The organism is uncultured Thiodictyon sp., from assembly GCF_903828115.1.
In the GTDB taxonomy this organism is placed as follows: domain Bacteria; phylum Pseudomonadota; class Gammaproteobacteria; order Chromatiales; family Chromatiaceae; genus Thiodictyon.
This window is the reverse complement of the sequence record NZ_CAIKKU010000123.1, coordinates 1-25,109: the sequence shown is the minus strand read 5'-3', so window position 1 is coordinate 25,109 and position 25,109 is coordinate 1. Positions and strand designations below refer to the sequence as shown.

The window sequence follows — 25,109 nt, the reverse complement described above, 5'->3', positions numbered from 1 at the left end:
CGTAACGTCCCGGATTCTCTCGCACCTCAAAATGCATCGCTTCTCCGATTACGACAACGACAACGACAACGACAACGACAACGATTGCGTTTAACTTGTTCCCGATTCGTTACATAAGGTGTCGTTGGGCCGGCACCGGCGGGCGCCGCCGGTTCAGCCCGACAGGCCGTGCGGGTGCGTCTCCAACCATTTGCGCAGGCGGTTGGAGTCACCCACGGGGCTGCGCTTGCCGGGCGAATCCAGGAGTACGATCGAGAGCAGCCGCCCGCCGATGACGGCGCGCATGACCAGACAGTGCCCGGCCTCGTTCACGAAGCCGGTCTTGCTCAGTTCCAGGTGCCAGTCCGGGCTTCTTACCAGCGGATTGGTGTTGCGGTACTGCAAGGTGCCCGCGTCGCCGTAGGGGTGGACCTCCATGGACGCGCTGGTGGTGATCTCGCGGATCAGGGGATAGGGCGCGGCCGCCCGCGCCATCATCACGAGGTCCTCCGCGGTGGAGGTGTTGTTGCCGTCCAGGCCCGTGGGGTCCGCGAACCGGGAGTCGAGCATCCCCAGCGCCTCGGCCTTGCGGTTCATGGCCGCCACGAAGGTCGGTTTGCCGCCGGGAAAGGTGGTCCGCCCCAGGGCCGCGGCGGCGCGGTTGTCGGAGGACATCAGGGCGACGGCCAGTACCTCGCGCCGTTGCAGGGTAGCCGCCCGGTCGATGCGCAGGCGCGAATGGCTGTGGCGCAGTTGGTCCCGGTCCTCCTCCAGGATCGTCAGGGGTTCGTCCAGAGGCACCGCGGAATCCAACACCACCATGGCCGTCATGAGCTTGGTGATGGAGGCGATGGGCCGCTGGTCGCGGGTCCCCTTGGCATAGAGGGCGCGGCCCGCCTCGTCCACCACCAGGGCCGAGGCCGAGGCGAGGCCCAGGCCCGGTGGGACCAGCTCGGCGATGGGGGGGCGGAGCGGCCGTTGCGGGGCCGGCGGCTGGACCATGGCGGAGACCGGCGGCGCGGGTGCGGGCGTGGGGGTGTCCCCAGCGGACTGCGCGGCGACCTGGGCCGGGCGCGGCGGCACCAGGGCCAGGGCCAGCGGCAGCACCAGGGCCAGCGCCAGGAGGGACCAAGGGGTGCGGGGTTTCGATCTCACTGGGATATCCTGGCAGAACAGAGGGCGCGGGTGGTGCGGCGAACCGGGTGGGCACACCCGGGCGGGTGAGCGGTGACGGGCGGTGCCGCGGACGGCTGCTATGGTATCCCGGGTTGCGCCGCGGGTTAAGCGGTGAATTTGCGCCAAAATACTCTTTTTTGGGGTCACGGGGCCGACCTCAGGCACGTCCTTGCAGATAGGCGCGCAGTCCCAGCACGGTATTCGGCGACACATCGAAGGGGGCGGGGCCTCGAGCAGGGCATAGTAGCGGTCCGGGCGGGTCGGAAAGGGCAGCAGGGGCACGCAGGCGAGGCACCAGGCCGCCGCGTCGAGTACGGCCTCGCCCTCCTCCTGCGCAAGGAAGGTGGCAGCCTGCTGCCGCTCCAGGCGCTCCACCACCGTCGGCGGGGCCGCCGCGATCCGCGCCATGGTGGTCTGTGCAGCGAGCGCGGCGGCGCTGAAGGTCAGCAACAGACGGCCGTGGCCGTGCTCGTCCACCAAGCATGAAACCGACCAGTGGGTCGGCAATCACGTAACACGCTATTGGCCCGTTTTCTGGCGTTCGGCGGGCGGATCATACCATCGGACGGGCTGGCCTGTGTCGCTCGCTCCGCGGCTCTTGCGCGGTCACCTTGCGCGTGCCCGTCTTGCGGCCGCGCGGGCCGATCCCAGAAGAGCCCGCGCACCTGACCATGCGGCGTGCCCCGCGCCGCTTTCCTGTCTAGACTGTTCCCCGGATCCGGGCGCACCGCCCCAGTCCCAAGGTTCCAACCACTGCCTGCCAGGCAGTTCACACCGGAGCCGGGCGGGGAACCGCTGACCTCCTGTCCGTTGCTCCGATTCAAGCAACGTTCAGGAGACACCGATGACCAGTACTACCGCCGCGTCCTTGTCGAACCAATCGCCCCGCTTGCCGCAGTTCGTTACTCGGCGGGTTGAGCGCTATGAGGCTGAAACGATCCACGCTGAACACACGGCCCATGTCTTGGTAGGCGCGGTCCCGCTGTCCGCGGGAGACGTCGATCTCGACATGATGGCCCACGCCTCCCTGTACCAGGGCGTGGTGGCGGCTTGCGCCGACCTGCGGGTCTTTCGCCATAACGATGTGGACCCTCTGCGGCGTCAGGTACTGACCCGTGGTCCCGGGGTCATCGCCATCGACAGTGTCTACAGCACGGATGGCAGTTTGGAGCGAATCGCCCGAGCGTGCTCGAAGATCCGCGGCTCCATCGGCGTGGCACAGTGGCCGTCGAGCCGCCGTAGTGGCCGGAAAACTCGGGTTGACAAGCAGCCGGCGTCAGCCGGTCAGACGTTCCCGGGAGCTTGCCGCAGTGCTGATCGGGTTGGCTGGCTGAACCAATCGGAAGCACGGCCGCCGCTGGCATGAAAGCATGTCAGGGGCGCGCCTGGCGAATGACTTGGCCCTCCCGTCAGGATCGCCTATGCTGCGCCGCTTCACTCTCCAGACGGGGGAATTCCAGGACGATTTCGGTGAATTCTCCCGGCACGGAGCGGCAGTGAATGGCTCCCCCGAAGCGATTCATGACGGAGCGGCAGAAATGGAGTCCGAGTCCGGTGCCGTTGGCCCGCGTGGAGAAAAATGGGTCGAAGACCCGGGGTAATAGAGCAGTAGGAATTCCTTGGCCATTATCGCGGAGGTAAAGGCTCTGGCGGTGGCGGTCAGCAGCCAGCCGGATGCGGATCTCACCGCATGGGCCGCGTCCGGCGGCTTGAATGGCATAGATGCAGTTTTTCAGGAGATTGAATATCAGGTGGTCGATCAAGACCGGGATCGCATTGACGCTGCAATCCCCATCGATGTCGACGTGGATCCAGCTTTTCTGAGCCTGCTCCTTGAACGGAAAGCGCTGGATCGCCGACCGGATCGCGGGCGCGATCTCCACTGGTTGAATATGGCAATCGTCGCGATGGTAAAAAAATAGACTGGTGCCTGTTCCAGCAACCGCTCCCACGGTATCGGCCGCTGCATCTTTGGCGGCCTGGCGGCCTGGGAACTGCGTCTTGCGTTGTTCGGCCAGTCCGGCGGTCGCTGCGTGGCTTGAGTTCGGCACGAGCGGTTGCCGACCAGTCGACGGACGCTGAGGATACTGGGAATCTGCCGCTCGTTCTGGGGTCCGACTGTTGAGGGCGACAGCATAACGTGTGCCTTCTGTGCCTGCCCCGGCGGATTGCGAAAAGGCCGGTCCTGCGGCGTTGTGACGGCTCCACTGGCGCCCCGAGTTCCTGCCGCCACGCAAATCCGGTTACGATGCCGTCAGTCGGGCGCCCGCCGGTCCGGCAAGGCCACCCACGGCCAGCCTCGGTGCGCAGCTCCGCCCCCGGGGTTCGCCACCGAGTCCCTCAACCCCTGTGCGCCAGCTTCAGCCAACCAGTGACCCCAACCCAGATCCACCGCGTCCCGACCGATCCAGCCGCGGCGCCGCCCGCGAACCCTGCCGACCTGCTGCGCCAACTCTATGCCTGCCGCGGCCAGGCAGCGTCCGACTCGGAGCTGGGTCTCGCCGGACTAGCGCCCTATCAATCCCTGGCCGGACTGGCGGCGGCGGTGGCGCTACTCGCCGCCACCCTGGGCGCGGGCGGCTCGATCCTGGTGGTCGGCGACTATGACGCGGACGGGGCGACCGGCAGTGCGCTCGCCGTGCTTGGGCTGCGCGCCTTGGGTGCCCCTGCGGTGTCCTATTTGGTGCCGAGCCGCTTTGCCTACGGCTACGGTCTGAGCCCGCCGGTGGTGGATGCGGCGGCGGCGCTCGCGCCCAGGCTCCTGATCACCGTGGACAACGGCATCGCCGGCGTCGCCGGGGTGCAGCGGGCCAATGAACTGGGCATCCCGGTGCTGATCACCGATCACCACCAGGCCGGGGCGGTGCTCCCGGCGGCGGCGGCCATCGTCAACCCCAACCAGCCCGGCTGCGGCTTTCCGAGCAAGCACCTGGCCGGGGTCGGGGTGGTCTTCTATGTGCTGGTCGCACTGCGCGCCCAACTGCGGGCCGCGGGCTGGTTCAGCGCCGCGCGACCGGAGCCGAATCTGGCCGAGTATCTGGACCTGGTGGCCCTGGGCACGGTGGCGGACGTGGTGACGCTCGATCGCAACAACCGCATCCTGGTCGAGCAAGGGCTGCGGCGCATCCGTGCCGGCCGCTGTCGGCCTGGTATCCGCGCCCTGCTCCAGGTGGCGGGGCGGGACCCGGCCCGGGCCACGGCGACTGATCTCGGGTTCTTCGTCGGCCCCCGGCTCAACGCCGCCGGGCGGCTCACCGAGATGACACTCGGGGTGGAGTGCCTGCTGTGCGACGAGCCCGCCCGCGCGCTGGACCTGGCCGGTCAACTCGACGGGCTCAACCGGCAGCGCCGCGAGATCGAGGGCACGATGCGTGAGCAAGCCGAAACCCTGGTGGAGCGCATTCAACTGCGCGGTGACGACCTGCCGCCGGCCTTCTGTCTCTATGGCAAGGGCTGGCACCAGGGGGTGTCGGGGATCGTCGCCGCCCGTATCCGGGAGCGCTATCATCGGCCCTGCATCGCCTTCGCCGACGCCGGGGAGGGGGTCCTGCGCGGCTCCGCCCGCTCGGTGGACGGGCTGAACATCCGCGACGCCATCGACCTGGTGGATCGGCGTCGGCCCGGGCTCATCGAGCGCTTCGGCGGCCACGCCATGGCGGCGGGGCTGACGCTGCGCACCGCGGCCCTGGCCGATTTCCGGGCCGCCTTCCGGGAGGCGGTGCGCGAGCAACTCGGCGAGGCCCCGGTAGTGCGCCAGATCCGCTCCGACGGTGAACTGCCCGCCCGGCTGATGAACCTGGAGACCGCCGAGGTCCTGCGCCTGGGCGGACCCTGGGGCAAGGGGTTCCCCGAACCCCTGTTCGACGGCGAGTTCGAGGTGGTCCAGGCGCGCCTGGTGGGTGAGCGGCACCTGAAGCTGCGGCTCAAGCCCGAGCGCGGGCCCTTTCTCGACGCCATCGGTTTCGGACTCGGCGAACGGCTGGACCAGGCGCGCGGTTGCGTGCGCCTTGCCTACCGGCTGGATGTCAATGACTATAGGGGGGAGCGCGCCCCCCAACTGATCCTGGAGCACCTGCAATCGACCAGCTAGACGATGACCCGAACCGTCCGGACCCCTGGGAGACGGACGACGGCGATGACCGCGACGCGGCCGATCCCGGCCAGCCCCAGGGCATCGACGCGCGCCTGCAAGACGAGGATGAACCGCCCGCCGGTCCCAGCAAGAGCCACTTCAAGCGCGAGCACCAGGCGCTCCAGGCCCTGGCCGAGCGCCTGACCGCCATGCCGCGGGTCGAACTGGAGCGGCTGCGGCTCAGCGCCGTGACCTGGGCGGCGATCGAGGAGACGGCCCGCATCAAAGACATCCGCGCCCGCGGCCGACACTACAAGCGCATCGCCAACCTGCTGGAGCGCGAGGACATGCACGCCGTCCACGCCCTGATGGACCAGGCGCAGGAGCGCGAGCGCGCGGACGCCGCCCGCCACCACCGGTTGGAGCGCTGGCGCGAGCGCCTGATCGGCGAGGGCGACGCGGCCTTGAGCGAGTTCCTGGACGAGTACCCGGACGCCGACCGCCAGCAGTTGCGCACCCTGGTGCGCGCCGCCAAGCGCGACACCGAGCGCGGCCGGCCGGAGGCACCGCGCAAACTGTTCCGGTTTTTGCGGGGAGTGGTGGATGCGCAGCCGGATCCGGATGGAGAGGAAGCAACTGAAAACGAAGATGAGTGAATACAAATGAGGGGCAGATTTACCTGCACCCCGCTTACGTAACGAGTCAAGAACAAGTTAAACACGACACAATCGTTGTCGTTGTCGTTGTCGTTGTCATTGTCGTTGTCGTAATCGGAGGGGCGATGCAATTTGGCGTGCGAGAGAAGCCGGGGCGCTACGATAGCCTCGATTACGACGACAACGACAACAGCGCGACAAGCATTCCCTAATGGACTTGTTTAACTGATTAGTAAAGCGTTCCTAAGCCCCGAAGGGGCGTGACATACCAGCCCTGGGCAACGCCCTGGGTATGAGGTACAATGAAGCCTAGCCCTGAAAGGGCGTGACATGAAGGTCTGCGCCGTGATGTCACGCCCTTTCAGGGCTTGGCCGATTAAACGACGCTTTCCCAGGGCGTTGCCCTGGGCTGGTATGTTCGACCCCGTTGGGGTCGGCATGCAGATCAACGCAAATGCGCAATGGACGCAGAGAGAGCATGAGAAACTATGACTGTTCCTGACTATCAAACTATCATGCTGCCGCTTCTGCGTTTCGCGGCGAAGACTGATGAGATTTCAAACAACGAGGCGGTGGATACGCTCGCCAAAGAGTTCAGGCTCACGGAAGAGGAGGTGAACGAACTGCTCCCGAGCGGCGTCCAGCCGAGGTTTTTTAACCGGATCGGTTGGGCGTCGACCTATCTCAAGAAATGCTCGCCGCCCTTTTTTGAGCGAGTGGTCGTGGACTTGTTGGTGCGGATGGGCTACGGCGGCTCGCGTGCCGACGCCGGAAGGGCCATCGGCAGGAGCGGCGACGGCGGCATCGACGGAATCATCAAAGAGGACAAGTTGGGCCTCGACGTGGTCTATATTCAGGCGAAGCGCTGGGACTCTAATTCTGTTGGCCGACCGGATGTAATGCAGTTTGCCGGTGCACTGCAGGGCCAAAGAGCGAATAAAGGCATCTTTATCACTACGTCGCGATTTACCGACGATGCGCGAAACTATGTCTCTCAAATCGGCAGCAAGATTGTACTGATCGATGGTCAACAACTCACCGCGCTGATGATCGAGCACGATGTGGGCGTATCGACCATTGGCATTTATCCGGTTAAGAAGATCGATGGCGACTTTTTCGATGAGGGGGTTTGACGTTTCCCATCTTGGATTCTTGCTCCTGCCCTCCAGCTAAGATGGCGGCAGCGTTTTCGATGACTGTGAGTCTTTGTTCAGGAGGTCAGTATGCATGTCCCGATCTCAATCCTGAGGCTGTGCGCGGTCGGCCTGGTCGGCCTGGCGGCAGCCTTGAGTCTCAACGCGGCGGCCGAGGAGGCCGCGGTACAGGTCTATGAGTGCCATCAGGACGGGAAGGTAACCTTCTCCGATGAGCCCTGCGCCGGACGCGAGCAGACCCTGGAAGTGGATTATTCCCGCCCGGATGCCGCGCAGGCGCGGGCCGCCGCCCAGTCCGCCGCGGCGCGGGAATATCAGGCGGGGACGGTGGCGCAGGGCTATGTGCTCGATAGCGAGATCCTGAGCCTGGAGCAGCAGATCACGAACCAGGAGACGGAACGTGATGCCCGCATCGCCGCCCTGCGCAATCAATTGGCCCAAGGCAGCGAAGGGACCGACACCGCCGCCTGGGAGGCGTCGATGAATCAACAGATCGCCTCGACCTACGAGGGCTACACCGACAGCATCCTGGCCCAGCGCGCGCGTCTGGGCGCGCTCAAGGCCCAGCGGGAGGCGCTCGGGCGCCAGCCCTCGCGGTCCCAGCCGGCGCCATAGCCCGCACCTGTCCTGCAAAATCCTGTTAATCCTGTCTAATTTCTTGGCCCCTGCGCCCTGGTCCGACTGGAACCGGCAATCGCGCGTCACGGTATCATCTGTTGCGTCCGCCGATAGGCGGGCGCATAGCGCGCCGCCACCAGCAGCGATTCGATCATGCCCACCGGGCTCGCCGTCCCCTGCCAGGCGATGTCGAAGGCGGTGCCGTGGTCGACGCTCAGGCGCAGAAAGGGCAGCCCCAGGGTCAGTGAGATGGTGCGCTCGAAGTCCAGGGTCTTGGTGGCGATATGGCCCTGGTCGTGGTAGAGCGACAGGACCGCGGCGTAGCGCCCGGTCTTGGCCTGATGGAAGACCGAATCGGGGCCGATGGGGCCGGCGACACGCAACCCCCGGGCCTGCGCCTCGGCGACGGCCGGCGCCACCTCCCGGACCTCTTCATCGCCGAACAGGCCATGCTCCCCGCAATGGGGGTTGAGGCCCGCGACCGCGAGTTCGCCGCCGCCCAGACCGAGCTGGTCCATGGCCTGGTGACAGCGCGCGATGTAGTCGAGCAGCCGCGCCCGCGTGACCAGGGCGCAGGAGTCGCGCAGCGAGACATGGCGGCTCAGGAAAAACACCCGCAGGCCGAGCGTCTCGAACATCGTCAGCGGGTCATGGGCCCCGGTCAGGGCTGCCAGCATCTCGGTATGGCCGATATAGGGGACGCCGGCCGCCTGGATCGCCTCCTTGTTGATCGGGGCGGTGTCGATGGCCGCGACCTCACCCCGCAGGGCCGCCTGCACGGCCGCCTCGATATAGTCCCAGGCGGCCTGCCCGCAATGGGCCTGGACCTGGCCCGGCACGAAGGCCGCGGGGTCGGCGTTGGCGAAATCGATGACCTCGATCGACCTCGGGGCATAACGCGCCTCGTCCCCGCGGTGGATGGCCCGGATCGCAAGCCCCAGGCCCGCCTCCCGGACCGCCTTCTCGACCACCCGGGCGTCGCCGTAGACCAGGCAGCGGACGGCCTCAGCGACGCGCGGGTCGGCGAGGGCGCGGACCAGGATCTCGGGGCCGACCCCGGCCGGATCGCCCAGGGTGACGGCAATGATGGGCTTGCTCATAAGGGTTCTCCGGCGGCGACATGATGCCGATGGTCGTGCGTGTGGGCGAGACCGTCCGCATGGACGTGCCAGTGCGCATGCAGCAACTGCGTGGCACGCAGCAAGGCACCATCGCCCAGGATGTCGGTTGACGTGCCCTGTGCCACCAGGCGTCCGGCCTGGAGGACGAAGCAGTAGTCGGCGATCTCGGCCACGATGTCGAGATTGTGGGTCGCCGTGACGACGGTGCGGCCGCTGCCGCGGCAACCGGCGAGGCAGCGCACGACCTCACCCTGACTGCGCGGGTCCAGCGCGGCCGTGGGTTCATCCAGCAACAGCACCTCGGGCCGCGTAATGAGCACGCACGCCAAGGCGACCCGCTTCTTCTCGCCGCCCGAGAGCCGGTGCGGCGAACGGTGCTTCAGGTCTGCAAGCGAAAACTCGGCGAGCATCGCGTCCACGCACCGCAGGATTTCCTCTCTTGTCCAACCCAGTTGGAGCGGCCCGAAGGCCAGTTCGTCGAAGACGGTCGGATTGAAGAGTTGCACGTCGGGATTCTGGAACACCAACCCGACCCGGCGGCGGAAGGCATAGGCGAGCGACTCCTGCTGCATCCGCTCATCGGACAGCTCCTCGCCGAAGGCGGCAAGGCGCCCGCGATCGGGAAAGCACAGCGCCGCGAGCAGCCGCAGCAGTGTCGACTTACCGGAGCCGTTGGCGCCCAACAGGGCAATGCACTGACCGGTCGGAATACGCAGGCTCACCCCATTCAAGGCAGGGATGTCCTGATAGGCGTAGTGCACATCGACCAGCTCGAACGCCGCCGCGGTGTGCGGATGCGCAGCGGTGGCTGGCATTAGCCGCGGTCACCGATCGCGGGCAGCCATGGCCAGCCGATGGCGACTGCCGCGATGCTCAGCAAGCCGGCCAGGGCCAGCCAATCCCGGGGGCGGGTGCGCAACTCATCGAGCAGGTGCACCTCACCGCGATAGCCGCGCGCGATCATCGCCAGATGGACCTCCGTGGCGAGCTGTAACGACCTCTCGAGCAAGACCACGACACTGGCCATGGCCAGCCGCCGGCGCTGCGGGCCGGGCAGCGGACCCATGACCCGACTGCGCTTGGCCTCGAACAGTTGCACGCTGCTCTCGAGCAGCACGAAGATGTAGCGATGGGTCATGCCGAGGATCGCGACCAGTATCAGCGGCACGCCCAGACTGCGCAGCGCCTTGAGCACCTGCGGCCAGGGCGTGGTCAGCATCACCAACAAGGCGAAGGTCGCCGCCGTCTGCGCGCGCCCGATCAGGAAGGCGGCACCCCGCAGCCCCTGCCGGGTGATGGTCCAGTCCAGCAACGGCACCACGGCCACGGCGTCGCCGGGGACCAGCACGATGGCCGGCACCGCAAGCACCCCCGTGAACAGGAGTACGCCGATCCAGACCTGACCGGCCAAGCGCCGCAGCGTGATCCCCGAGGCCAGCGCCAGGGCGGTCGCGCAGACGAAGAGCAAGGCCAAGGCGACCAGCGACTTCACGAAGACCGCGGTCACGACGAGCGCCAACAGCCCGAGGGTCTTGATCCGCGGGTCGAGGCGCTGCAGCAAACCGGGACCCGCGGCGAGCCGCTCGGCGTCGGCCGCGTGGTCCATCGCGTCCAGCAGGCCGCGCAGCAGTCGCTCCAGAAAATCCCCCCGCCTCCGGGGATGACCACCGCGCAGAAACGTTTGCTCCCCCATGGTCTTTAGCGGGCCCCCGTCGTCATGGATTCGCTATGATCACGAACGGGAACACCGCGACCACCGCCACCGCAGCGGCGCCCGCGCGGGTCGAGGGGCTCAGGTAACCATCAGGAATGTGCATTGTTCGGCGCTCCTCATCACGCAGGTCGTCGGCGCATTGTATGACGAAAGCAAAAAGGATCATACTGCGATGCCAGGTTCCACCCCAATGCCGTTAGGTTAAGCCGGGCACGGGTCTCTCGTCTCTCGTTGCTCCGCTCCAGCGTGGGAGTGCCGTGCGGGCGCCGCGCGCCCCGTCTGGTTACACTGGACGCCGAGCCGCGGACCGAGCGCCGGCGGGCGGGCGGCCGTTCCGCTACCGGGGAACCATCTTCCCGCATCGATCTTTGACATTCTCGGTTGCGCAGAGCGCAGCCGAACCGAACAAAGGAGTGAAACGTGGAGACTGAAGCAATCGCAACCCTGATCCGGGCCGGTATGCCGGACGCGGCGGTGCAGGTGACGGGTGACGGCAGTCACTTCGAGGCGGTGGTGGTGAGCGCGGCCTTCGCGGGGCTGACGCCGCTCAAGAAACAGCGCCTGGTGATGGATACGGTGCGCGAGCAACTCGCGAGTGGGGAGCTGCACGCGCTGTCCATCAAGGCCCTGACACCCGCCGAACGGGCGGGGTAAAGGTGCCTTGATCATCGCTGCGGCTAGCCCGTGAGCGGAGAGGTCGTCGGTCTGCACAGCGGACCCTAGGGCCGTAGGGTCCGCTGTGCGGACCAATGGCGCCGGCCGGAGCTATGACTAAGGCCGGGGCGGTCGATTCGCCCGGCGCTACAAGCCTTATCCCGCGGGGGCGGGACGCCCCCGCTCCTTTGTCCGTTGGCGCGCAGCGCTTGCGGTGCCATACTGAAGAGGCCCCGGAATCAGTCGGCAGTCACTGAGGTAAGACCATGTTTCTCAAACACTCAATGTCCGGCAAGATGGTCGAGGTCCTGAGCCTGCGGGATCTCTTCAACCCGCTGCGCGGGACCGTGATCGGGCGCTATCACTATGGCGATGAGGCGCAGGACCCGGAGAGCTTCGACAAGGGCGATCTGGCCTTCTGCTCGGACGAGCCCATCCCCAAATGCTGGACCGATCCGCACTACCGCGACGATGAGGTGATGGGGCACGACAAGGCCCCCGGCTGAGCGGCCATCATCCCGGTTTGTGTGCGACCGCCAGGACGTAGTCCAGGCCCCGATAGATGCCCGTCGCATCCATGGACAGGGTCAGGCGCGCCGGCAGCCGCATCAGGGGGTGCAGCCGCGCGATCGGCGCCGGGTCCTGGGCCAGACAGCGGTGCAGGGGCGCATAGACCTCGTCGCGGATGGAGTCCACCCGCACCCCGGTGAATCCGCAGGCCGCGAGCCGCGCGCCATACTCTGGTAGCGTGTAGATATTTTCCTTCGGAATCGGGAATTTGCCTGCGACCAGGGTCCAAGACACGCGTTGCTGGAGGCGCGCCCCCCAGCCGCTTGCCGTCGGCATGGGCAGGATGTCGGCGACCACCAGGCGCCCGCCCGGGCGCAGCACCCGGAAGGCCTCGGCGAAGAAGCGCTCGCGGGTGCGGAAGTGGAAGGCGCATTCGAGTGCCGTCACCACGTCAAAGGCGGCGTCCGGCAGGGGCATCGCGGTGGCCGAGCCCTCGCGCAGGTCGATCCGCTCGCAGAGCCCCAGGTCCGCGACCCGGGCGCGGGCGACGGCGACCTGGGAGGCGGTGATGTTGAGCCCGGTGATGGACCGCGGCGCCCGCGTCTGGGCCCAGCGGACATCCTGATCGGCAAAGCCGAAGCCCACGTCCAGTACCGCGTCCGCGCCCGTCATGCCGACCCGCTCCGCCAGCAGGTCGGCCATGGCGACACAGGCGTCGTCGAGCGTTCGGGCGTCGCGCCAATAGCCCAGGTTAAGCCAGAGACCGCGCCCGGTGGGGGCGCGGGTGGACAGCAGGTCATAGACCTGGGACACGTCCAGTGACTGGAAGGGGTTGTAGACCCAGTTCAGGTAGCGCAGCGACTCGCGCAGTGAACCGGCGTGGGCGGGGGCGGCAGGCATACTTGAGACCTCGTGCGGGTGTTACCCCCGAACCTGGGTCCTGGCCCGCCGAATCACCAGGTCGCCCACCCCGATATAGCGTCGGGACTGCTGACAATACGACCAGCCGGCACCGTCGTTGATGCTCAACTTTGTGGCCGCCGACTCGCCGGCCTGAGCGGAGCCTCGCTAGATCTTGAGCCCTAGCGCCAACCCGGCAATGAAGGAGGCGGAGTTTGAGAGGTTGTTGCCGATGAAGTCCAGGAAGGCGCCGCCGTTGACCGACAGCCAACTGGCCCAGTTGTCGTATTGGCCCTCCATCCCGGACCAGTCGACGTGTGCGATGCCGGCGTATTGCAGCGCGAAGATGCCGATCAGGATCACGCCAATCACCACCAGGGCGAGCTTGAAGGCGATCTTCAGTGCATAGCCCACCGCCAGGCCGACCATGAAGGAGAAGCCGAGTTTGAGAAAGAAGGCCTCGTTGAACAGGGTGCTGAAATCGGTCACGGGCGGTCCGGGTGGAGCCGCCACCGGCTGCACCGGGGCGGCGGCGTGGGTAACGGCGCCGAAGAGGGCGCCCGGGATCAGGGTGAGGGCGGAGATCCAGCGGTTCAGAGGCGGCATGGGACGACTTGGGCTCGCGGCGTAAGGTGACGCCATTATCAACTGATCGGAGCGGTTTCGCTCTGGCTCTGGCCCAGATTGTCCTTCCAGGTGATCTCCACCGGATCGCCGGCCGCGCCGCCCAGGAACTTGAAGGACAGGTAGGGGTTCTTGGAGACGCCGCCGCTCCACGAGGCGGTGAGTACCACCTCGCCCTTCCACTTGCAGACGACTTCCTCGATGAAGTGGGCCGGCACCAGTTCGCCGGTCTTGGCGTCCTTGCGCAGACCGTTCTCCATGGGGTGGCTGATCAGGCATTTGACCACCGTTTCGGTGCCATCGAGCTTGGCCCGCACCTTGATATCGGACATGTTCACTGACCTCGGAAGACGTGAATGATGGGGGTCAGCGCGCTCAGCCGCCGCAGCCGCCGATCGTGACCTTGACGTTCTTGGTGTTACTGAACGACCGCTCGCCCTGCTGCACCACCGCGATCAGGTCCGCCGTCTTGGCCATCTTGACGCGGGTCGAGACATAAGGCAAAGCGGCGGGACCCAGGACGAAGGAGGCGACCAGGGGCCGCTCGTTGCCGACGGCGACGATGGCGATGGCGGTGACGTTCGGCAGGCTGGTCTCCACCGTCACCGGGACCACGGCGCCGTTCTCGGCGAGGTCCGGGGCCTTGATCCGGACCGCGTCATTGGTCTCGGGGGCGCTGCTGCCCAGCAGATTCTTGAGGGCCGAGCCCAGGTCCTGGGACTCGAAGGCGGCCTGGTTCCAGCCGGCCAAGAGCAGACCCGGGGCCAGCGCGACCGCGGCGCCGACGGGGCCGATGGCCAGGGAGCCCTTGAGGAGGGTTCGGCGGGTGGTGTCGATCATTCAGTTGTCTCCTTTGCGAATATCTCTGCGAACATCGCTGTGAACATCACTGTGAACATCAATGGGCGTCTTGGGTCCGTCGGCGGCGCCCGCGGCGTTGAACCCGAAGGGGTCGCGCCCGCGCTTCTTCTGCGCCCGCTCCTCCTCTTTCCAACTCTCCAGCAGGACCTGGATCTGCGCCGCCTCGTAGTAGTCCAGGTCGCGCTGGCGCAGGGCGAATTCCAGTTGCTTGATGGCCGGCTCCAGGTCGCCCTCGGCATAGAGCTTCTCGGCGCGATAGCGCAAACTCGCCCCCTTGTCGCCCGATTTGATGGCGACCTGGCCCAGGAGGTCGAGCACCATGGCGTTGCCGGGGCGGACCGCCGCGACCGCCTTGAGCTGCTCCATCGCCTTGCGGGGCTGCCCGGCGCTCGTCAGGGCCTCGGCGTAGGCGACGCGCAGGGGCCAGTTGCCGGGGTACAGGCCAACCGCCTCGCGCAGGTGAGCCAGGGCCGCGTCGGTGCGGCCCTGCTTCAGCTCGATGCGGGCGTCCAGCACGATGAACTCGGCCAGACTCGGTTGTCCCGCCAGCAGCCGGGACGCCTCGGCCTTGGCCTCGTCGAGCTGGCCCGCGCGCAGCAGGGCCAGGGCGTAGCCGTAGCGCTCCGCGGACTCGTTGCTGAAGCGGCCCTCCCGCAGCGACGCCTTGAAGGCCGCCAGCGACTTTTCCGGACGGTCATAGGACGCCTCGCGCAGGCGGGCGCGCGCCAGCAGGAAGCGCAGGCTGTCGGGGCGCTGGCGGACCCCGTACTCGGCCGCCCGGCCCAGGGCGTCGCCGATGCGGTTGCTGTTGACCGGGTGGGTGCGCAGGAACTCCGGGGCATTGTTCTCGTAGAGTCGGCTGGTCTTGGAGAGGCGCTCGAAGAAGGCCGCCATGGCGTAGGGGTCGCGCCGGGCGTTGGCCAGGGTGGCGATGCCGATGCGGTCCGCCTCCTTCTCATCCTCACGGATAACATTGATCTGCCGCTGGATGGCCGCCGCCTGGATGCCGGCCATGGCGGCCATCCCCGCGTCCCCGGACCCGGCCTGGGTGGCGAGGATGGCCGCCGCGATCATCAGCGCCATGGTGGGGATGTTGAACTTGCTCTGGTCCTCGTAGCCGCGCATCAGGTGATGCTGGGTGATGTGGGCGATCTCGTGGGCCACCACGGCGGCCAACTCGTCCTCGCTCTGGGCGGCCAGGATCAGACCCGCGTAGATGCCGATGTGGCCGCCCGGTCCGGCGAAGGCGTTGACTACCCGCTGATCGATCAGGAAGAAGTCGAAGCTGCCCTTGGCGCTCTTGTCCGCGGCCACCAGTTCGTTGCCGAGCGACTCCAGATAGGCGGTGATCAAGGGGTCGTCCGAGACCGGCAGGGACGCGCGCACGTGGCGCATGAAGGCCCGGCCCAGGCGGATCTCCGCCCCGCTGCTGATGAGCGCGTCCGAGGAGTCGCCCATGTCAGGGAGGTTGAACTGGCCGGCCCCCACGGGCGCCCAGGGCAGGGCGCCCAGGGTCAGCGCGCCCGCGACGCTCAGGTGCAGCGCCGCCCGGCGCCACGCGGTGGTCTTGGTGTGGTGGTTCATGGTCGACTGAGAGGCTCGCCCGCCGATCAGGGTGCGGCCCGCACGGCGGCGGGCATGAATGGCGGGTATTATGGACGAGACGGGGTGGGTAAGTGCGCAATTAAGGGGGATATGCGCCGCATCCCGGCCAATCCAAGCCCGCGCCGCGCGCGCCCGGGAGCGCCGGCGCGGCGCTGAGCCCGCCCCCCGAGCCCGCGCCGCCATGGGTGCGATCAGAACTGATGTGGTGACTGAGATCCCAGGTACGCTGTCGTTGTCGTAATCGAACAATCCGACCACGATTACGACAACGACAACGACAACGACGCCCGGTCCGTGGGAACGTCCGGTAGCCGGCTCCGGCGGTCGCCGCAGCTTGGCGGGTACGCGATGCGTACCCTACGAGATGTGCGTTAAAACATCAGTTTTGATCGCACCCCGCCGCCATCCCCTGCTTGTCTTCTATTAGAAAATCGCTGTATTCTTATTTTCTCTCTCGCCCCAGCCCCCCGGGCGCGGCCGGCAGTCTCGGCCCCCCGGCAAGGCGCGCTTCGCGACCGACCGGCGAGAGCGCAGAGGACCGGCCCGCGGCTGCGCCGCGGCGCGACGGTCGCGACCGACGACCCAACGACCCAAACACGACCCAACCAAACCCTCGGAGACCGCAGATGAATCAGTTCTACTACGACGCCGTAACCAAGATGGAGCAGGCGGGCGTCGCTGACGAGTACATCCAGGGCTGGCAGTGCGGCTTCCTGCAGAATCCCAAGCGCGAAGACCAGCGCCTGACGGAGCCCTACGAGGCCGGCTATGCCGACGGCGAGGAGAAGAATGTCGACAACTTCGCCGACTGGGTCCAGGACTGACCGGTTGCCGAGCGCGGCCGACCGGCCGCGCTCTTGCTCATCTACCCCGTAGGATGGGTAGAGCGCAGCGAAACCCCTCCTTCGCGTTACGGATCAAGCCTCGAGTGACCGGGGCACGGTCCCATTTGCGGACCAGTGCGGCGTGCAGGACAATCGGCCCATCCAAGCCAAGCGACCCCCAAGCCCCATGTCCTCCCCCGTGCTGCCCCCTGGCGCCTCCTCCGGTTCCGCCCCCGCGCGCTTGCGTACCCTGCTGGCGGGGGAGGGCTGTCTCACCATGCCCTGCTGCTTCGATGCCCTGTCCGCCCGGCTGATCGAGCAGGCCGGCTTTTCACTGAGCTTCATGAGCGGCTTCGCGGTCTCCGCCGCGCGCCTGGCCCTGCCGGACACGGGCCTGATCACCGTGACCGAGATGCTGGACCAGGGCCGGGCCATCTGCCAGGCGGTCACGATCCCGGTCATCGCCGACGGCGACACCGGCCACGGCAACCCGGCCAATGTGCGCCGCAGTGTCACCCAGTTCGGCCTGGCCGGCTTCGCCGGGGTCATGATCGAGGACCAGGTGGCACCCAAGCGCTGCGGACACACCGGCGTCAAAGAGGTCGTCGGACGCACCGAGGCCCTGGCCCGGGTGCGCGCCGCGGTCGACGCCCGGGACGCGGGGGCCGGCACCCTGATCATGGCCCGCACCGACGCCCGCAGCGCCCTGAGTCTGGAGGAGGCCCTCTGGCGCCTGGTCGCCTTCGCCGACCTGGGCGCCGACATCCTGTTCCTGGAGGCCCCGCGCGATCAGGCCGAGATGGCCCGCTGCTGTCGGCAGGTCCCGGGGGTGCACATGGCCAACATGCTCGAAGGGGGCCTCACGCCCGTCCTGCCCCCGGCGCGTTTGGCCGAGCTGGGCTATCGCATCGCCGCCTACCCGCTGACCCTGCTCGCGGTCGCCGTCGCCGCCATGCGCGAGGCCCTGGCCGGGCTGACCGCCGGGCAGATGCCGCGGCAGCAGACCGACTTCGCGACCCTGCGCGCCATCCTCGGCTTCGACGCCTACGACCGCCTGCTCGAAGACTACACCGCCCCCTGAGGAACGACTCAAGAATCAGTTAACCACAATCGTTGTCGTTGTCGTTGTCGGAGAAGCGAGGCACTCTGGGGTGCCAGAGAATCCGGGACGCTACGATGACCTCGATTACGACAACGACAACGACAACGAAAATGGCGCTCAAGGCGGTCCTTAATGAAATTGTTTAACTTTTTAGTAAATCGTTCCTGAGTCCAGCCCTCGCATGCCACCCAGTCTCGACACCCTGATGTACTGGATCGGCCAGAGCGCCGTGGTCCTGATGGCCGCGGCCGGGGTGCTGGAGGCCGGGCGCAAGCGCTTCGACCTGTTCGGGACCGTGCTCATCGCCGTGGCCGCCGCCCTGGGGGGCGGTTCGGTGCGCGATCTCCTGCTCGATCGCCCCGTCTTCTGGGTCGGCGACCAGACCTATCTCATCTGTGCCGTGAGCGCCGCCCTGGTGACCTTCTTTCTCGCCCGGGCCTTCGTGCTCCCGCCCCGCCTCTTCCTGATCCCGGACGCGGCCGGACTCGCCCTCTTCAGCGTCGCCGGTACCAAGGCGGCACTGGTCTGCGGCGCCCCCTGGCTGGTCGCGAGCGTCATGGGCGTGGTCACCGGCGTGGTCGGCGGCATCCTGCGCGATGTCCTGTGCAACGAGGAGCCCCTGGTCTTCCAGGGCACCCTCTACGCCACCGCCGCCTGGGCCGGGGCACTCGCCCTCATCGTCCTGCTGGCCCTGGGGCTCGACGGACGCATCGCCGCCCTGCTCGCCGGCACCGGCATCTTCCTGCTGCGGGTAGCCGCCATCCGCTGGGACATCGGCCTGCCGCAGTTCACCGCCAAGGGCGCCTGAGCCCCGCGCGCCGCCCCCTGTGGGAGCGGCTTCAGCCGCGAGGCCTTGATCATCACTCCGGCCCCCCTGCTGGACGGGATGTCGCTGGTCCGCACAGCGGACCCTACGGACTCTCAGGGTCCGGGCAGGCTCGCGCGGAGTGTCAGCGTCTCGGTACGCGGGCGTCACGGGATGTGGCGCCAAGGCTGAAGCCTTGGACTCCAGGGGGCGCGGTGTGGCTCCTTGGCGGATTGCCTCCTGGGGGCGCCGGCCTCGCAATTGCCCGCGCCACGGCGCCGCGATTCACCTAAGATTGGCGGTTACCCCGGGCGCACCCCGGCGACCGGTGTCCCGGCGCCGGGGGCGCCCCCCGGTCAGTGTGACCCCAGTCAGAGGATTTTGCGATGTCAGACACTTGGCGCTTTGTGGCGCGTCCCGGCGCGACCGATACCATTTATGGGCTGGATCTGAGCCCCGACGGCACACGCGTCGCGACGGCGAGTTGGGACAGCGCGGTGCGGGTGATGGACCTGCAGGAGGGGCGCACCCTGCACACGCTCAAGGGCCATGAGGGGCGGGTCTACTCGGTCGCCTTCCACCCGGACGGGCGGTTGCTGGCCTCGGGCGGGACCGACGCGGTGGTGCGCGTGTGGGACTCGCTGGAGGGTCGGGCGCTGTGGAGCCAGAGCGGGCACACGAGCCTGATCTACGGTGTCGACTTCCAGCCCCAGGGGGACTTGCTGGCCTCCGGCAGCGAGGACGGGACCGTCGCGATCTGGACGGTGCAGGGGGAGCGGGTCCACCACATCGAGGGCCACAACCAGTATGTGCAGGGGGTCGCCTTCAGCCCGGACGGGCGCCTGCTGGCCTCCGGCAGCCGCGACTGCAACCTGATCCTGTGGGATGTGCGCAGCGGTGCCGAGGTCGGGCGGGTGGCCGTGGTCCACAACGGGATCAACAGCGTGCGCTTCACCGGGGACGGCAAGCGGGTGCTGCTGACCAATGTGGACGGCTCGGTCGGCATCTGGGACCTGGCTACCGGGTCGCTGCTGCTGGAGCGCAATGAGCACCGCTATCCGGTGTGGTCGGCGGTCTTCAGCCCGGACGGCGGTACCTTTGCCACCGCGAGCGCGGACCGGACCGTGTGCCAGTGGGATACGGCGAGCGGCACCCAACTCGGGCGCTTCACCGGGTTCGGGGCGGATGTCTACAGCCTGGAATACACCCCGGACGGGCGCTTCCTGGTCTGCGGGAGCGCGGATAAGACCATCCGGCTCTGGGGCCGGGACCTGTCGGACGCCGACTGGCAGTCGCTCACCGGGCGCTGGGCGGCGAGCGAGGAGGCCGAGCGTGGCACGCTGGCCCCGGTGGCGGCCAAGCCGACAGCAGCGGCAGGGCAGGGGGGCCTCTTCGGGCGGCTCTTCGGGCGTCGCTGAGCGGAGCGGGGGCGTCCCGCCCCCGTCGGCAAGAGACCCGGGGCGGGACGCCCCGGCTCCTGTCTAGGCCGCCGCGCCCAACTCCCGCGCCCGCTCCCGGCGGGTGTTGAGATCCGGGGTGTCGACGAGCGGCGCGGACTCCGGCCAGCCGGCGCAGTGACGCTCGACCAGGCCCGCGAGGCCCGCGATGTGCTCGGGTCCGTCGTTGAGGCAGGGGATGTAGCCGTAGGACTGACCGCCGGCATCCAGAAAGTAGTCCCGATTCTCCACCGAGATCTCCTCGATGGTCTCCAGACAGTCGGCCGCGAACCCTGGTGAGATGACGTGTACTGAACACACCCCCGTGGTGGCCCACTCCTTGAGGGTCTCGTCCGTATAGGGCTTGAGCCATTCCTGGACGCCGAACCGGGACTGGAAGGACAGCAGCCAGCGCTCCTTGGCCAGACCCAAGTGCTCGACCACCAGGCGGGCGGTCTTCTGGCACTGGCAGAAGTAGGGGTCGCCGTTCAGAAAATAGTCCTTGGGGATGCCGTGAAAGGAGAACAGCAGCCGCTCGGGCTCCCCGTGCGCGGCCCAGTAGCCGCGGATGCTGGCCGCCAGCGCGGCGATGTAGCCGGGGTCGTCGTGATACTGGTTGACGAAGCGCAGCTCCGGCAGCCAGCGCCAGGTACGCAGTTCCGCCGTCACCGCGTCGAAGGTGGAGGCGGTCGTGGTGGCCGAATATTGGGGATAGAGCGGCAACACCAGGATGCGCCGGGCATGGGCGGCGCGCAGCGCAGCAAGCGCGCTCGGGATCGACGGGTTGCCGTAGCGCATGCCGAGCACGACCTTGACCGGCGCGGCGAAGCGGGCGGCGAGCGCCGTCTGCATGGCCGCGGCCAGGCGTTTGGAGATCACCATCAGCGGTGAGCCCTCCGGGGTCCAGACCGCCTGGTAGGTCCGGGCCGTGCGCGGCGGGCGCGCCCGCAGGATGATCCCGTGCAGGATCAGCCACCAGAGGGGGCGCGGCAGTTCCACCACCCGCGGGTCCCACAGGAACTCGGCCAGATAGCGGCGCACGGCCGGCACCGTGGGGGCGTCCGGCGTCCCCAGGTTCACGAGCAGCACGCCCAGTGTTTCGGGGCTGTCGTGGGGCCCCCCTCTGGTGTTGGCATAGAGGATGGTGCCGTCGCGTTTTCTCGACCCGGCCGTCAGTGTTTCGGCCGCGGCGGGAGCCGCGGGGTTCACCGGGTGGGGTTCTGACTCAAGTCCAGGCATGTCGATCGGGCCTCAGTCCTGGGCCTGCTCGGACAGGTGTCTGAACAGGGCGCGGAAGCGCTGGGGGTCCGGGGTGCCGAACAGCGGGTCATCGGCACGCGGGGCCAGGGCCTCGACCGCGTCCCAGTCCGCCGTGTCGAGGCGCGCCCGCGCGATGGGGAAGGCCTGCGCATCCTCCAGGGTCAGGTGCAAGTGCAGCGTGGTGACCAGCTCCCGGCCCTGGCTCTCCACCTCGTCGCGGCGCAGGACCTCCTCGTGGGCGATGCCGTCCAGCGAGCGGCGAAAGCGCTTGTTCATCTGCACCACGACGCTGTGCTGGCGCATCAGCACCTCGAAGATGTCGCGGTTTTCCGCCCCCTGGTCCAGGGCGCGGCGAAAGAGCAGGTCCTCCGTGGGGTGATGGATGGTATCGGCGTAGGTGTCCATGTACTCGAGCAGCTCGCAGAAGAGGTCATAGTCCGGTTCCTGGCCGTCGCGGAAGCGGTCGAGCAGGGCACTGAGTAGGTCGAGCAGTCGGGCCAGACGGACATGGTCCTGGGCGAGACGTTGCATGAGCGGATGCATGGGCACATGACTCCAAGGTGAAGGGGCCGGACGTCGCGAGTGGACGCTGGGCGCGGGCCGCCAGGATACCCCTGGTCGCGACCGCGCCGGCCCAAACACCACTAATAAGGCATCGCGGCGGCGTTGCCAAGCGAAAAGCGCGCACAGTGTGCGCGAAGCGGGACTCGGGCGTCGGCAAGCAGTCCGCGAGGCGGGCGGGAAACGCGCCTTTCGCGCACCAATGGGGGTGTGTTGGCGGTATTTGGGGCCCTGCGGGTCGCCGCAGGAGGTAAGGTCCCGAGCGCCGACAGGACCCGATGACGAACCCGAAGTCGAGCGCCGGGGCGAGGACGACAAAGAAACCGAGGACGGCCTTCTCGGGGTTCATGGGGACCCCGATAGGGTCGCCGGGGCGGCCCGGCAGCCCCGGGGGGCGCGGCGCTGGCCCAACCGGCCGCGAAGGGTACCCGGTCCAAGACGCCGACGTGGGGCGGCGGTCGCCGCCTGTCCAGAAGCATCTCAGCAGAACGATTACGCAAGATTCTCCATCATCGTTCCGCTGACTGTCAGACCCCTGGTGCGCCTGCTCAGCGCATACTGCGTCCATTGGCGGCCATCCTCGGCGATTCGGGCGGGGACGCCTTGGATGTCGTAGGTCCGGCGGACGGGGCGCATTTCTCCTTGCCGCTGCCGGTCGCTTCGTTACTGCGCGTCGTCATGCGGTTGACACAACTGCCGATGACGCCTTCCTTACCGGAGCAAGGTTCATTAAGGCGCCATTCCGCCGCCGCGGACGAAGCGGAAAGGACGGCCAAGACTGCGATCACGATTGGTGCTTTGTTGTTCATGGCTTAAAAGGCCCCGGCGGTTTTTTGTGTACGAAAAACGCCAACCTTCCGCGCGCAACCCTGACGCTGCCTTGCGCGTCCGGCACTCCCGCTGGCGGGCCCCGTGACGTGCTGTTCCCCAGTTCAAGACAGGTTTAGCGTTTGGCTTTTGTCCTCCAACCTTGCCTTCGGTACACCTACTCGAGGTCGGTGGACCGAGGGCATCGGCTGGCGTGAAGTAAAGATAAGTTGACCGCTTTTGTCAACAATAATTTTGGCGGTCGATGCCGGGACCGCAGGCCGCTCGAGCGGACCGTGCGCGGCTGGTCTTGACGCTGCTCAGGCCCCCGGAATCCCGGTACCGCACGGGGACTGACGCGTTCCGCCCGGGGGGAACCGGATCACAGATTCGCAATCCCGCGGGTCGCGCGTGCCCGGTCTTTCGACAATAGCGGACACATGTCACTGTCCGTTCGTCGGATGCGGTTAAGCTCCCATCAACGCACTGTTGCATCCGTTCACGGATGTTGCATAGCGGCGCGGCCCTGCCCCGGCGTCAGGCCGGGGGCGGACGCGATCTCACATCCATCGCGGCAGAGAGCCACGGGTCAGTCGGTCAGCCCCGCGGATACTACTAACGAGTCTGGGAGTTCCATCCATGTCAGCGCAAGAGAACAACAATGGCGTCGGTCTCGATCGTCGCGGCTTCCTTAAGGGTTTCGCCTCCGCGGCGGTGGCTGCCACCCTGGTCGGCCCACGCGAGGTCCTCGCCAATCAGTCCAGTGCACCCGGACAGCTCGGGCGCGAACTCCTGCCCCCCCCGACCATCACTAAGCCGGCCGGTACCGAGAAATACTGGCAGCAGGTCCGCAAGGCCTTCTCCCTGTCGAGCGACTACATCCACATGAACACCGGCACCACCGGGTCCCAGCCGGAGTTCGTCCAGAACAACCTGGCCGTCTACAACCGCTACAAGAGCGAGGACCCGCGCGACTGGGCGGCCAACCTGGCGGCCGATTTCCCGACCCTGTTCCCGGTCACGCCCTCTGCCATGGGCGCCCGCCAGTTGCAGGTGGCCAACGCCTACGGGGCCAACCCCGACGAGATCGTCCTGAGCTACAACACCACCGACGCCTGCAACCTGATTTTCTCCGGTACCCCTTGGAAGCCCGGTGACCGCATCGTCACCACCAGCTTCGAGCACCCAGCCATGATGGGCCCCGCGGCTTGGGCGCGGGACTACCATGGGGTCGAGGTCGTGGTGATCGACATCCCCTCCAGCTTCACCGCCGACATCACCGTGGCACAGGTGCTCAGTTGGTTCGAGCCGGCCCTGGCCGCCGAGTTGGGTCCCGACAACAAGCAGTACCTCGCAATCTCCGAGGTCTTCTACAAGAACGGCCTGCGCCTGCCGGTCGCGGAACTCTGTGCCCTGGCACGCAGCTATGGCGCCTACAGCATCATCGACTCCGCCCACGGCTGGGGCATGCTGCCGGTCGACTGCCATGCCTATGGGGCGGACTTCATCGCCGGCGCCGGCCACAAATGGCTGTGCGGCGGACCCGGTACGGGCATCTTTTACGTCCGCACCTCCGATGCGGTCGACCACCCACTGCCGCCCTTCGCCGTCGGCAGTTTCGTCGGCTACGGCAACCAGTTCGTGGCCGCCAGCGCCCTGTTCAACAGCCGCGCCTTCCGTCCGTCGAGTTCCACCCAGTCGCGCGGGGAGTACAACACCCCGGCCGTCTATGCCATGACCGACTCGCTGGCCTTCTTCTCCCAGATCGGCATCAACGCCATCTACAACCGCGGCGTTGCCCTGGGCAACTACCTGAAGGGCCTGGTCGCCGCCCAGTGGGGCCCCGGGGCCCTGTGGGTGCAGCAGAACCCGAACAGCGCCTTTGCCACCGCGGTGACCTCGTTCAACCCCTTTGCCGCCAAGGACGAGGCGGCGAGCTACGGCGTCATGAATGCCGCGATTTCCACGATCCTCACCAACCTGGCCGCGGAGATGCCGAAGGTCTATGGTCGCTCGACCACCTGGCGCACCAGTGGCCTGCTGACGGCAGACAACCGGGTGGGTTTCCGTATCTCCACCCACGGCGTCTACAACAACTACGACGAAATCGACTACGCCTTCGCCCGTCTGGTCGACCAGGTCAACCTGAGCGGACTGGCGCAGCACGACTGAGCCCCGGCCCGCGAGCGCCGGGTACCGTCCCGGCGCGCCTGCCTCAGGACGGCTTCTTATGCCGCAGCCCGGCCTGGGCGAGTTCGTCCAGATACCCCTGCCAGAGGCGTTCCTGATTGACCCCCAGGTGGCGCAGATAGTCCCAGGAATAGATGCCGGTATGGTGGTCATCGTCGAAGTGCAGGCAGACGGCATAGTGGCCGACCGGCTCGATCCGGTCGATGCCCACGTCCTCCTTGCCCACCTGGAGCGTCCCCTGGCCCGGGCCATGGCCCTGGACCTCCGCGGAGGGTGAGAAGACCCGCAGATACTCGCAGGGGAGGCTGAAGCGGGCGCCGTCCTCGAAGGCGACCTCCAGGACGCGGGACAGTTGGTGCAGGTTCAGTTCGGTCGGTGCGGGCATCGAGTACTCCGGCTAAGTAACGAGTCAAGACAAGTTAAACGCAAACACAATCGTTGTCGTTGTCGTTGTCGTTGTCGTAATCGCAGGAGTCTTGG

29 protein-coding genes are annotated in these 25,109 nt (G+C 67.4%); 15 read left to right on the top strand and 14 right to left on the bottom strand.

Features of this window, described 5'->3' with window-relative positions; all coding sequences use genetic code 11:
• Nucleotides 1–153 precede the first annotated feature (153 nt).
• The gene (locus QZY48_RS04495) at nucleotides 154–1,632 is read right to left on the bottom strand and encodes a serine hydrolase (protein ID WP_295428277.1); all 1,479 of its coding nucleotides are present in this window, start codon (nucleotides 1,630–1,632) and stop codon (nucleotides 154–156) included.
• 367 nt (nucleotides 1,633–1,999) lie between these two features.
• On the opposite strand from QZY48_RS04495, the gene QZY48_RS04490 reads away from it, so the two are divergent.
• Nucleotides 2,000–2,521 (top strand): hypothetical protein, encoded by a 522-nt coding sequence (locus tag QZY48_RS04490; protein ID WP_295428274.1) that lies wholly within the window; start codon nucleotides 2,000–2,002, stop codon nucleotides 2,519–2,521.
• A 43-nt stretch (nucleotides 2,522–2,564) separates the two neighbouring features.
• Here QZY48_RS04490 and QZY48_RS04485 read toward each other — a convergent pair whose 3' ends face one another.
• On the bottom strand, nucleotides 2,565–3,206 hold the full coding sequence (locus tag QZY48_RS04485) for an ATP-binding protein (protein WP_295428273.1): 642 nt from the start codon (nucleotides 3,204–3,206) through the stop codon (nucleotides 2,565–2,567).
• 320 nt (nucleotides 3,207–3,526) lie between these two features.
• On the opposite strand from QZY48_RS04485, the gene recJ reads away from it, so the two are divergent.
• Nucleotides 3,527–5,245 (top strand): single-stranded-DNA-specific exonuclease RecJ, encoded by a 1,719-nt coding sequence (gene recJ, locus QZY48_RS04480; RefSeq protein ID WP_295428271.1) that lies wholly within the window; start codon nucleotides 3,527–3,529, stop codon nucleotides 5,243–5,245.
• Here recJ and QZY48_RS04475 read toward each other — a convergent pair.
• Entirely contained in the window at nucleotides 5,242–5,400 is a 159-nt protein-coding gene (locus QZY48_RS04475; RefSeq protein WP_295428268.1) for a hypothetical protein, read from the bottom strand. The genes recJ and QZY48_RS04475 overlap by 4 nt on opposite strands.
• On the opposite strand from QZY48_RS04475, the gene yjgA reads away from it, so the two are divergent.
• The 4 genes from yjgA (at nucleotide 5,329) to QZY48_RS04455 (ending at nucleotide 7,652) form a co-directional block, all read left to right on the top strand.
• A complete protein-coding gene (yjgA, locus tag QZY48_RS04470; RefSeq protein WP_295428328.1) occupies nucleotides 5,329–5,883 on the top strand; it encodes a ribosome biogenesis factor YjgA in 555 nt (184 codons plus the stop codon). The two genes, QZY48_RS04475 and yjgA, sit on opposite strands and share 72 nt — an antisense overlap.
• Nucleotides 5,880–6,095, top strand: a complete 216-nt coding sequence (locus tag QZY48_RS04465) for a hypothetical protein (RefSeq protein ID WP_295428265.1) — start codon at nucleotides 5,880–5,882, stop codon at nucleotides 6,093–6,095. Before yjgA ends, QZY48_RS04465 begins: the two co-directional genes overlap by 4 nt.
• A gap of 276 nt (nucleotides 6,096–6,371) precedes the next feature.
• Complete coding sequence (locus QZY48_RS04460) at nucleotides 6,372–7,016, top strand: restriction endonuclease (RefSeq protein ID WP_295428263.1); 645 nt, start codon at nucleotides 6,372–6,374, stop codon at nucleotides 7,014–7,016.
• 90 nt (nucleotides 7,017–7,106) lie between these two features.
• A complete protein-coding gene (locus tag QZY48_RS04455; protein ID WP_295428260.1) occupies nucleotides 7,107–7,652 on the top strand; it encodes a DUF4124 domain-containing protein in 546 nt (181 codons plus the stop codon).
• 86 nt (nucleotides 7,653–7,738) lie between these two features.
• Here the strand turns inward: QZY48_RS04455 and pdxA are convergent, their stop codons facing one another.
• From pdxA to cbiQ, 3 genes are read right to left on the bottom strand one after another with little or no spacing between them, the layout of a single operon-like run.
• Complete coding sequence (gene pdxA, locus QZY48_RS04450; RefSeq protein ID WP_295428257.1) at nucleotides 7,739–8,755, bottom strand: 4-hydroxythreonine-4-phosphate dehydrogenase PdxA; 1,017 nt, start codon at nucleotides 8,753–8,755, stop codon at nucleotides 7,739–7,741.
• Entirely contained in the window at nucleotides 8,752–9,591 is an 840-nt protein-coding gene (locus tag QZY48_RS04445; RefSeq protein WP_295428254.1) for an ABC transporter ATP-binding protein, read from the bottom strand. The genes pdxA and QZY48_RS04445 overlap by 4 nt, the downstream gene beginning before the upstream one ends.
• Nucleotides 9,591–10,469 carry a cobalt ECF transporter T component CbiQ gene (gene cbiQ / locus QZY48_RS04440; RefSeq protein WP_295428251.1) on the bottom strand — a complete coding sequence of 293 codons (879 nt, stop codon included), beginning with the start codon at nucleotides 10,467–10,469 and terminating at the stop codon, nucleotides 9,591–9,593. Before cbiQ ends, QZY48_RS04445 begins: the two co-directional genes overlap by 1 nt.
• Before the next feature lie 441 nt (nucleotides 10,470–10,910).
• Between cbiQ and QZY48_RS04435 the strand changes: the two genes are divergently transcribed.
• Nucleotides 10,911–11,144, top strand: a complete 234-nt coding sequence (locus QZY48_RS04435) for a BolA/IbaG family iron-sulfur metabolism protein (RefSeq protein ID WP_295428249.1) — start codon at nucleotides 10,911–10,913, stop codon at nucleotides 11,142–11,144.
• A 266-nt stretch (nucleotides 11,145–11,410) separates the two neighbouring features.
• The gene (locus QZY48_RS04430) at nucleotides 11,411–11,650 is read left to right on the top strand and encodes an acetyltransferase (RefSeq protein WP_295428246.1); all 240 of its coding nucleotides are present in this window, start codon (nucleotides 11,411–11,413) and stop codon (nucleotides 11,648–11,650) included.
• Nucleotides 11,651–11,657: 7 nt separating this feature from the next.
• Here the strand turns inward: QZY48_RS04430 and QZY48_RS04425 are convergent, their stop codons facing one another.
• The 5 genes from QZY48_RS04425 to QZY48_RS04405 form a co-directional block, all read right to left on the bottom strand.
• Entirely contained in the window at nucleotides 11,658–12,554 is an 897-nt protein-coding gene (locus tag QZY48_RS04425; RefSeq protein WP_295428244.1) for a methyltransferase domain-containing protein, read from the bottom strand.
• 168 nt (nucleotides 12,555–12,722) lie between these two features.
• Nucleotides 12,723–13,160, bottom strand: a complete 438-nt coding sequence (locus QZY48_RS04420) for an FUN14 domain-containing protein (RefSeq protein WP_295428241.1) — start codon at nucleotides 13,158–13,160, stop codon at nucleotides 12,723–12,725.
• 38 nt (nucleotides 13,161–13,198) lie between these two features.
• Nucleotides 13,199–13,510: a thiosulfate oxidation carrier complex protein SoxZ gene (gene soxZ, locus QZY48_RS04415; protein ID WP_295428238.1), complete on the bottom strand. Its 312-nt coding sequence runs from the start codon at nucleotides 13,508–13,510 to the stop codon at nucleotides 13,199–13,201.
• 43 nt (nucleotides 13,511–13,553) lie between these two features.
• Nucleotides 13,554–14,018 (bottom strand): thiosulfate oxidation carrier protein SoxY, encoded by a 465-nt coding sequence (gene soxY / locus QZY48_RS04410; protein WP_295428235.1) that lies wholly within the window; start codon nucleotides 14,016–14,018, stop codon nucleotides 13,554–13,556.
• Nucleotides 14,019–15,623 (bottom strand): M48 family metalloprotease, encoded by a 1,605-nt coding sequence (locus QZY48_RS04405; protein ID WP_295428232.1) that lies wholly within the window; start codon nucleotides 15,621–15,623, stop codon nucleotides 14,019–14,021.
• A 647-nt stretch (nucleotides 15,624–16,270) separates the two neighbouring features.
• On the opposite strand from QZY48_RS04405, the gene QZY48_RS04400 reads away from it, so the two are divergent.
• From QZY48_RS04400 to QZY48_RS04380, 5 genes are all read left to right on the top strand, one after another.
• Complete coding sequence (locus QZY48_RS04400; protein WP_295428229.1) at nucleotides 16,271–16,468, top strand: hypothetical protein; 198 nt, start codon at nucleotides 16,271–16,273, stop codon at nucleotides 16,466–16,468.
• A gap of 187 nt (nucleotides 16,469–16,655) precedes the next feature.
• Entirely contained in the window at nucleotides 16,656–17,549 is an 894-nt protein-coding gene (locus QZY48_RS04395; protein ID WP_295428226.1) for an isocitrate lyase/PEP mutase family protein, read from the top strand.
• 44 nt (nucleotides 17,550–17,593) lie between these two features.
• Complete coding sequence (locus tag QZY48_RS04390; RefSeq protein WP_295428224.1) at nucleotides 17,594–17,716, top strand: hypothetical protein; 123 nt, start codon at nucleotides 17,594–17,596, stop codon at nucleotides 17,714–17,716.
• Between the two features lie 35 nt (nucleotides 17,717–17,751).
• Nucleotides 17,752–18,378, top strand: a complete 627-nt coding sequence (locus QZY48_RS04385; protein ID WP_295428221.1) for a TRIC cation channel family protein — start codon at nucleotides 17,752–17,754, stop codon at nucleotides 18,376–18,378.
• A 383-nt stretch (nucleotides 18,379–18,761) separates the two neighbouring features.
• Nucleotides 18,762–19,793 carry a WD40 repeat domain-containing protein gene (locus QZY48_RS04380; RefSeq protein WP_295428218.1) on the top strand — a complete coding sequence of 344 codons (1,032 nt, stop codon included), beginning with the start codon at nucleotides 18,762–18,764 and terminating at the stop codon, nucleotides 19,791–19,793.
• Nucleotides 19,794–19,856: 63 nt separating this feature from the next.
• Here the strand turns inward: QZY48_RS04380 and hemH are convergent, their stop codons facing one another.
• Both hemH and QZY48_RS04370 read right to left on the bottom strand, forming a co-directional pair.
• Nucleotides 19,857–21,050: a ferrochelatase gene (gene hemH / locus QZY48_RS04375; RefSeq protein ID WP_295428215.1), complete on the bottom strand. Its 1,194-nt coding sequence runs from the start codon at nucleotides 21,048–21,050 to the stop codon at nucleotides 19,857–19,859.
• 12 nt (nucleotides 21,051–21,062) lie between these two features.
• Nucleotides 21,063–21,614, bottom strand: a complete 552-nt coding sequence (locus QZY48_RS04370) for a hemerythrin domain-containing protein (protein ID WP_295428212.1) — start codon at nucleotides 21,612–21,614, stop codon at nucleotides 21,063–21,065.
• 585 nt (nucleotides 21,615–22,199) lie between these two features.
• Here QZY48_RS04370 and QZY48_RS04365 point away from each other — a divergent pair.
• Both QZY48_RS04365 and QZY48_RS04360 read left to right on the top strand, forming a co-directional pair.
• Nucleotides 22,200–22,448, top strand: a complete 249-nt coding sequence (locus QZY48_RS04365) for a hypothetical protein (protein ID WP_295428210.1) — start codon at nucleotides 22,200–22,202, stop codon at nucleotides 22,446–22,448.
• 630 nt (nucleotides 22,449–23,078) lie between these two features.
• Nucleotides 23,079–24,611 (top strand): aminotransferase class V-fold PLP-dependent enzyme, encoded by a 1,533-nt coding sequence (locus QZY48_RS04360; protein ID WP_295428207.1) that lies wholly within the window; start codon nucleotides 23,079–23,081, stop codon nucleotides 24,609–24,611.
• A gap of 43 nt (nucleotides 24,612–24,654) precedes the next feature.
• On the opposite strand, the gene QZY48_RS04355 is transcribed toward QZY48_RS04360, so the two are convergent.
• Nucleotides 24,655–25,014 carry a DUF971 domain-containing protein gene (locus QZY48_RS04355; RefSeq protein ID WP_295428205.1) on the bottom strand — a complete coding sequence of 120 codons (360 nt, stop codon included), beginning with the start codon at nucleotides 25,012–25,014 and terminating at the stop codon, nucleotides 24,655–24,657.
• Nucleotides 25,015–25,109 lie beyond the last annotated feature (95 nt).

Bases quoted from the DNA above. Each gene is read 5' to 3' on its own strand.
- QZY48_RS04405 (WP_295428232.1), bottom strand. From the start codon at position 15,623: ATGAACCACCACACCAAGACCACCGCGTGGCGCCGGGCGGCGCTGCAC.
- QZY48_RS04385 (WP_295428221.1), top strand. From the start codon at position 17,752: ATGCCACCCAGTCTCGACACCCTGATGTACTGGATCGGCCAGAGCGCC.
- QZY48_RS04355 (WP_295428205.1), bottom strand. From the start codon at position 25,014: ATGCCCGCACCGACCGAACTGAACCTGCACCAACTGTCCCGCGTCCTG.
- QZY48_RS04455 (WP_295428260.1), top strand. From the start codon at position 7,107: ATGCATGTCCCGATCTCAATCCTGAGGCTGTGCGCGGTCGGCCTGGTC.
- QZY48_RS04445 (WP_295428254.1), bottom strand. From the start codon at position 9,591: ATGCCAGCCACCGCTGCGCATCCGCACACCGCGGCGGCGTTCGAGCTG.
- soxZ (WP_295428238.1), bottom strand. From the start codon at position 13,510: ATGTCCGATATCAAGGTGCGGGCCAAGCTCGATGGCACCGAAACGGTG.
- QZY48_RS04370 (WP_295428212.1), bottom strand. From the start codon at position 21,614: ATGCATCCGCTCATGCAACGTCTCGCCCAGGACCATGTCCGTCTGGCC.
- QZY48_RS04360 (WP_295428207.1), top strand. From the start codon at position 23,079: ATGTCAGCGCAAGAGAACAACAATGGCGTCGGTCTCGATCGTCGCGGC.
- hemH (WP_295428215.1), bottom strand. From the start codon at position 21,050: ATGCCTGGACTTGAGTCAGAACCCCACCCGGTGAACCCCGCGGCTCCC.
- QZY48_RS04430 (WP_295428246.1), top strand. From the start codon at position 11,411: ATGTTTCTCAAACACTCAATGTCCGGCAAGATGGTCGAGGTCCTGAGC.
- QZY48_RS04420 (WP_295428241.1), bottom strand. From the start codon at position 13,160: ATGCCGCCTCTGAACCGCTGGATCTCCGCCCTCACCCTGATCCCGGGC.
- QZY48_RS04400 (WP_295428229.1), top strand. From the start codon at position 16,271: ATGAATCAGTTCTACTACGACGCCGTAACCAAGATGGAGCAGGCGGGC.
- soxY (WP_295428235.1), bottom strand. From the start codon at position 14,018: ATGATCGACACCACCCGCCGAACCCTCCTCAAGGGCTCCCTGGCCATC.
- QZY48_RS04425 (WP_295428244.1), bottom strand. From the start codon at position 12,554: ATGCCTGCCGCCCCCGCCCACGCCGGTTCACTGCGCGAGTCGCTGCGC.
- QZY48_RS04395 (WP_295428226.1), top strand. From the start codon at position 16,656: ATGTCCTCCCCCGTGCTGCCCCCTGGCGCCTCCTCCGGTTCCGCCCCC.
- QZY48_RS04460 (WP_295428263.1), top strand. From the start codon at position 6,372: ATGACTGTTCCTGACTATCAAACTATCATGCTGCCGCTTCTGCGTTTC.
- cbiQ (WP_295428251.1), bottom strand. From the start codon at position 10,469: ATGGGGGAGCAAACGTTTCTGCGCGGTGGTCATCCCCGGAGGCGGGGG.
- QZY48_RS04490 (WP_295428274.1), top strand. From the start codon at position 2,000: ATGACCAGTACTACCGCCGCGTCCTTGTCGAACCAATCGCCCCGCTTG.
- QZY48_RS04380 (WP_295428218.1), top strand. From the start codon at position 18,762: ATGTCAGACACTTGGCGCTTTGTGGCGCGTCCCGGCGCGACCGATACC.
- pdxA (WP_295428257.1), bottom strand. From the start codon at position 8,755: ATGAGCAAGCCCATCATTGCCGTCACCCTGGGCGATCCGGCCGGGGTC.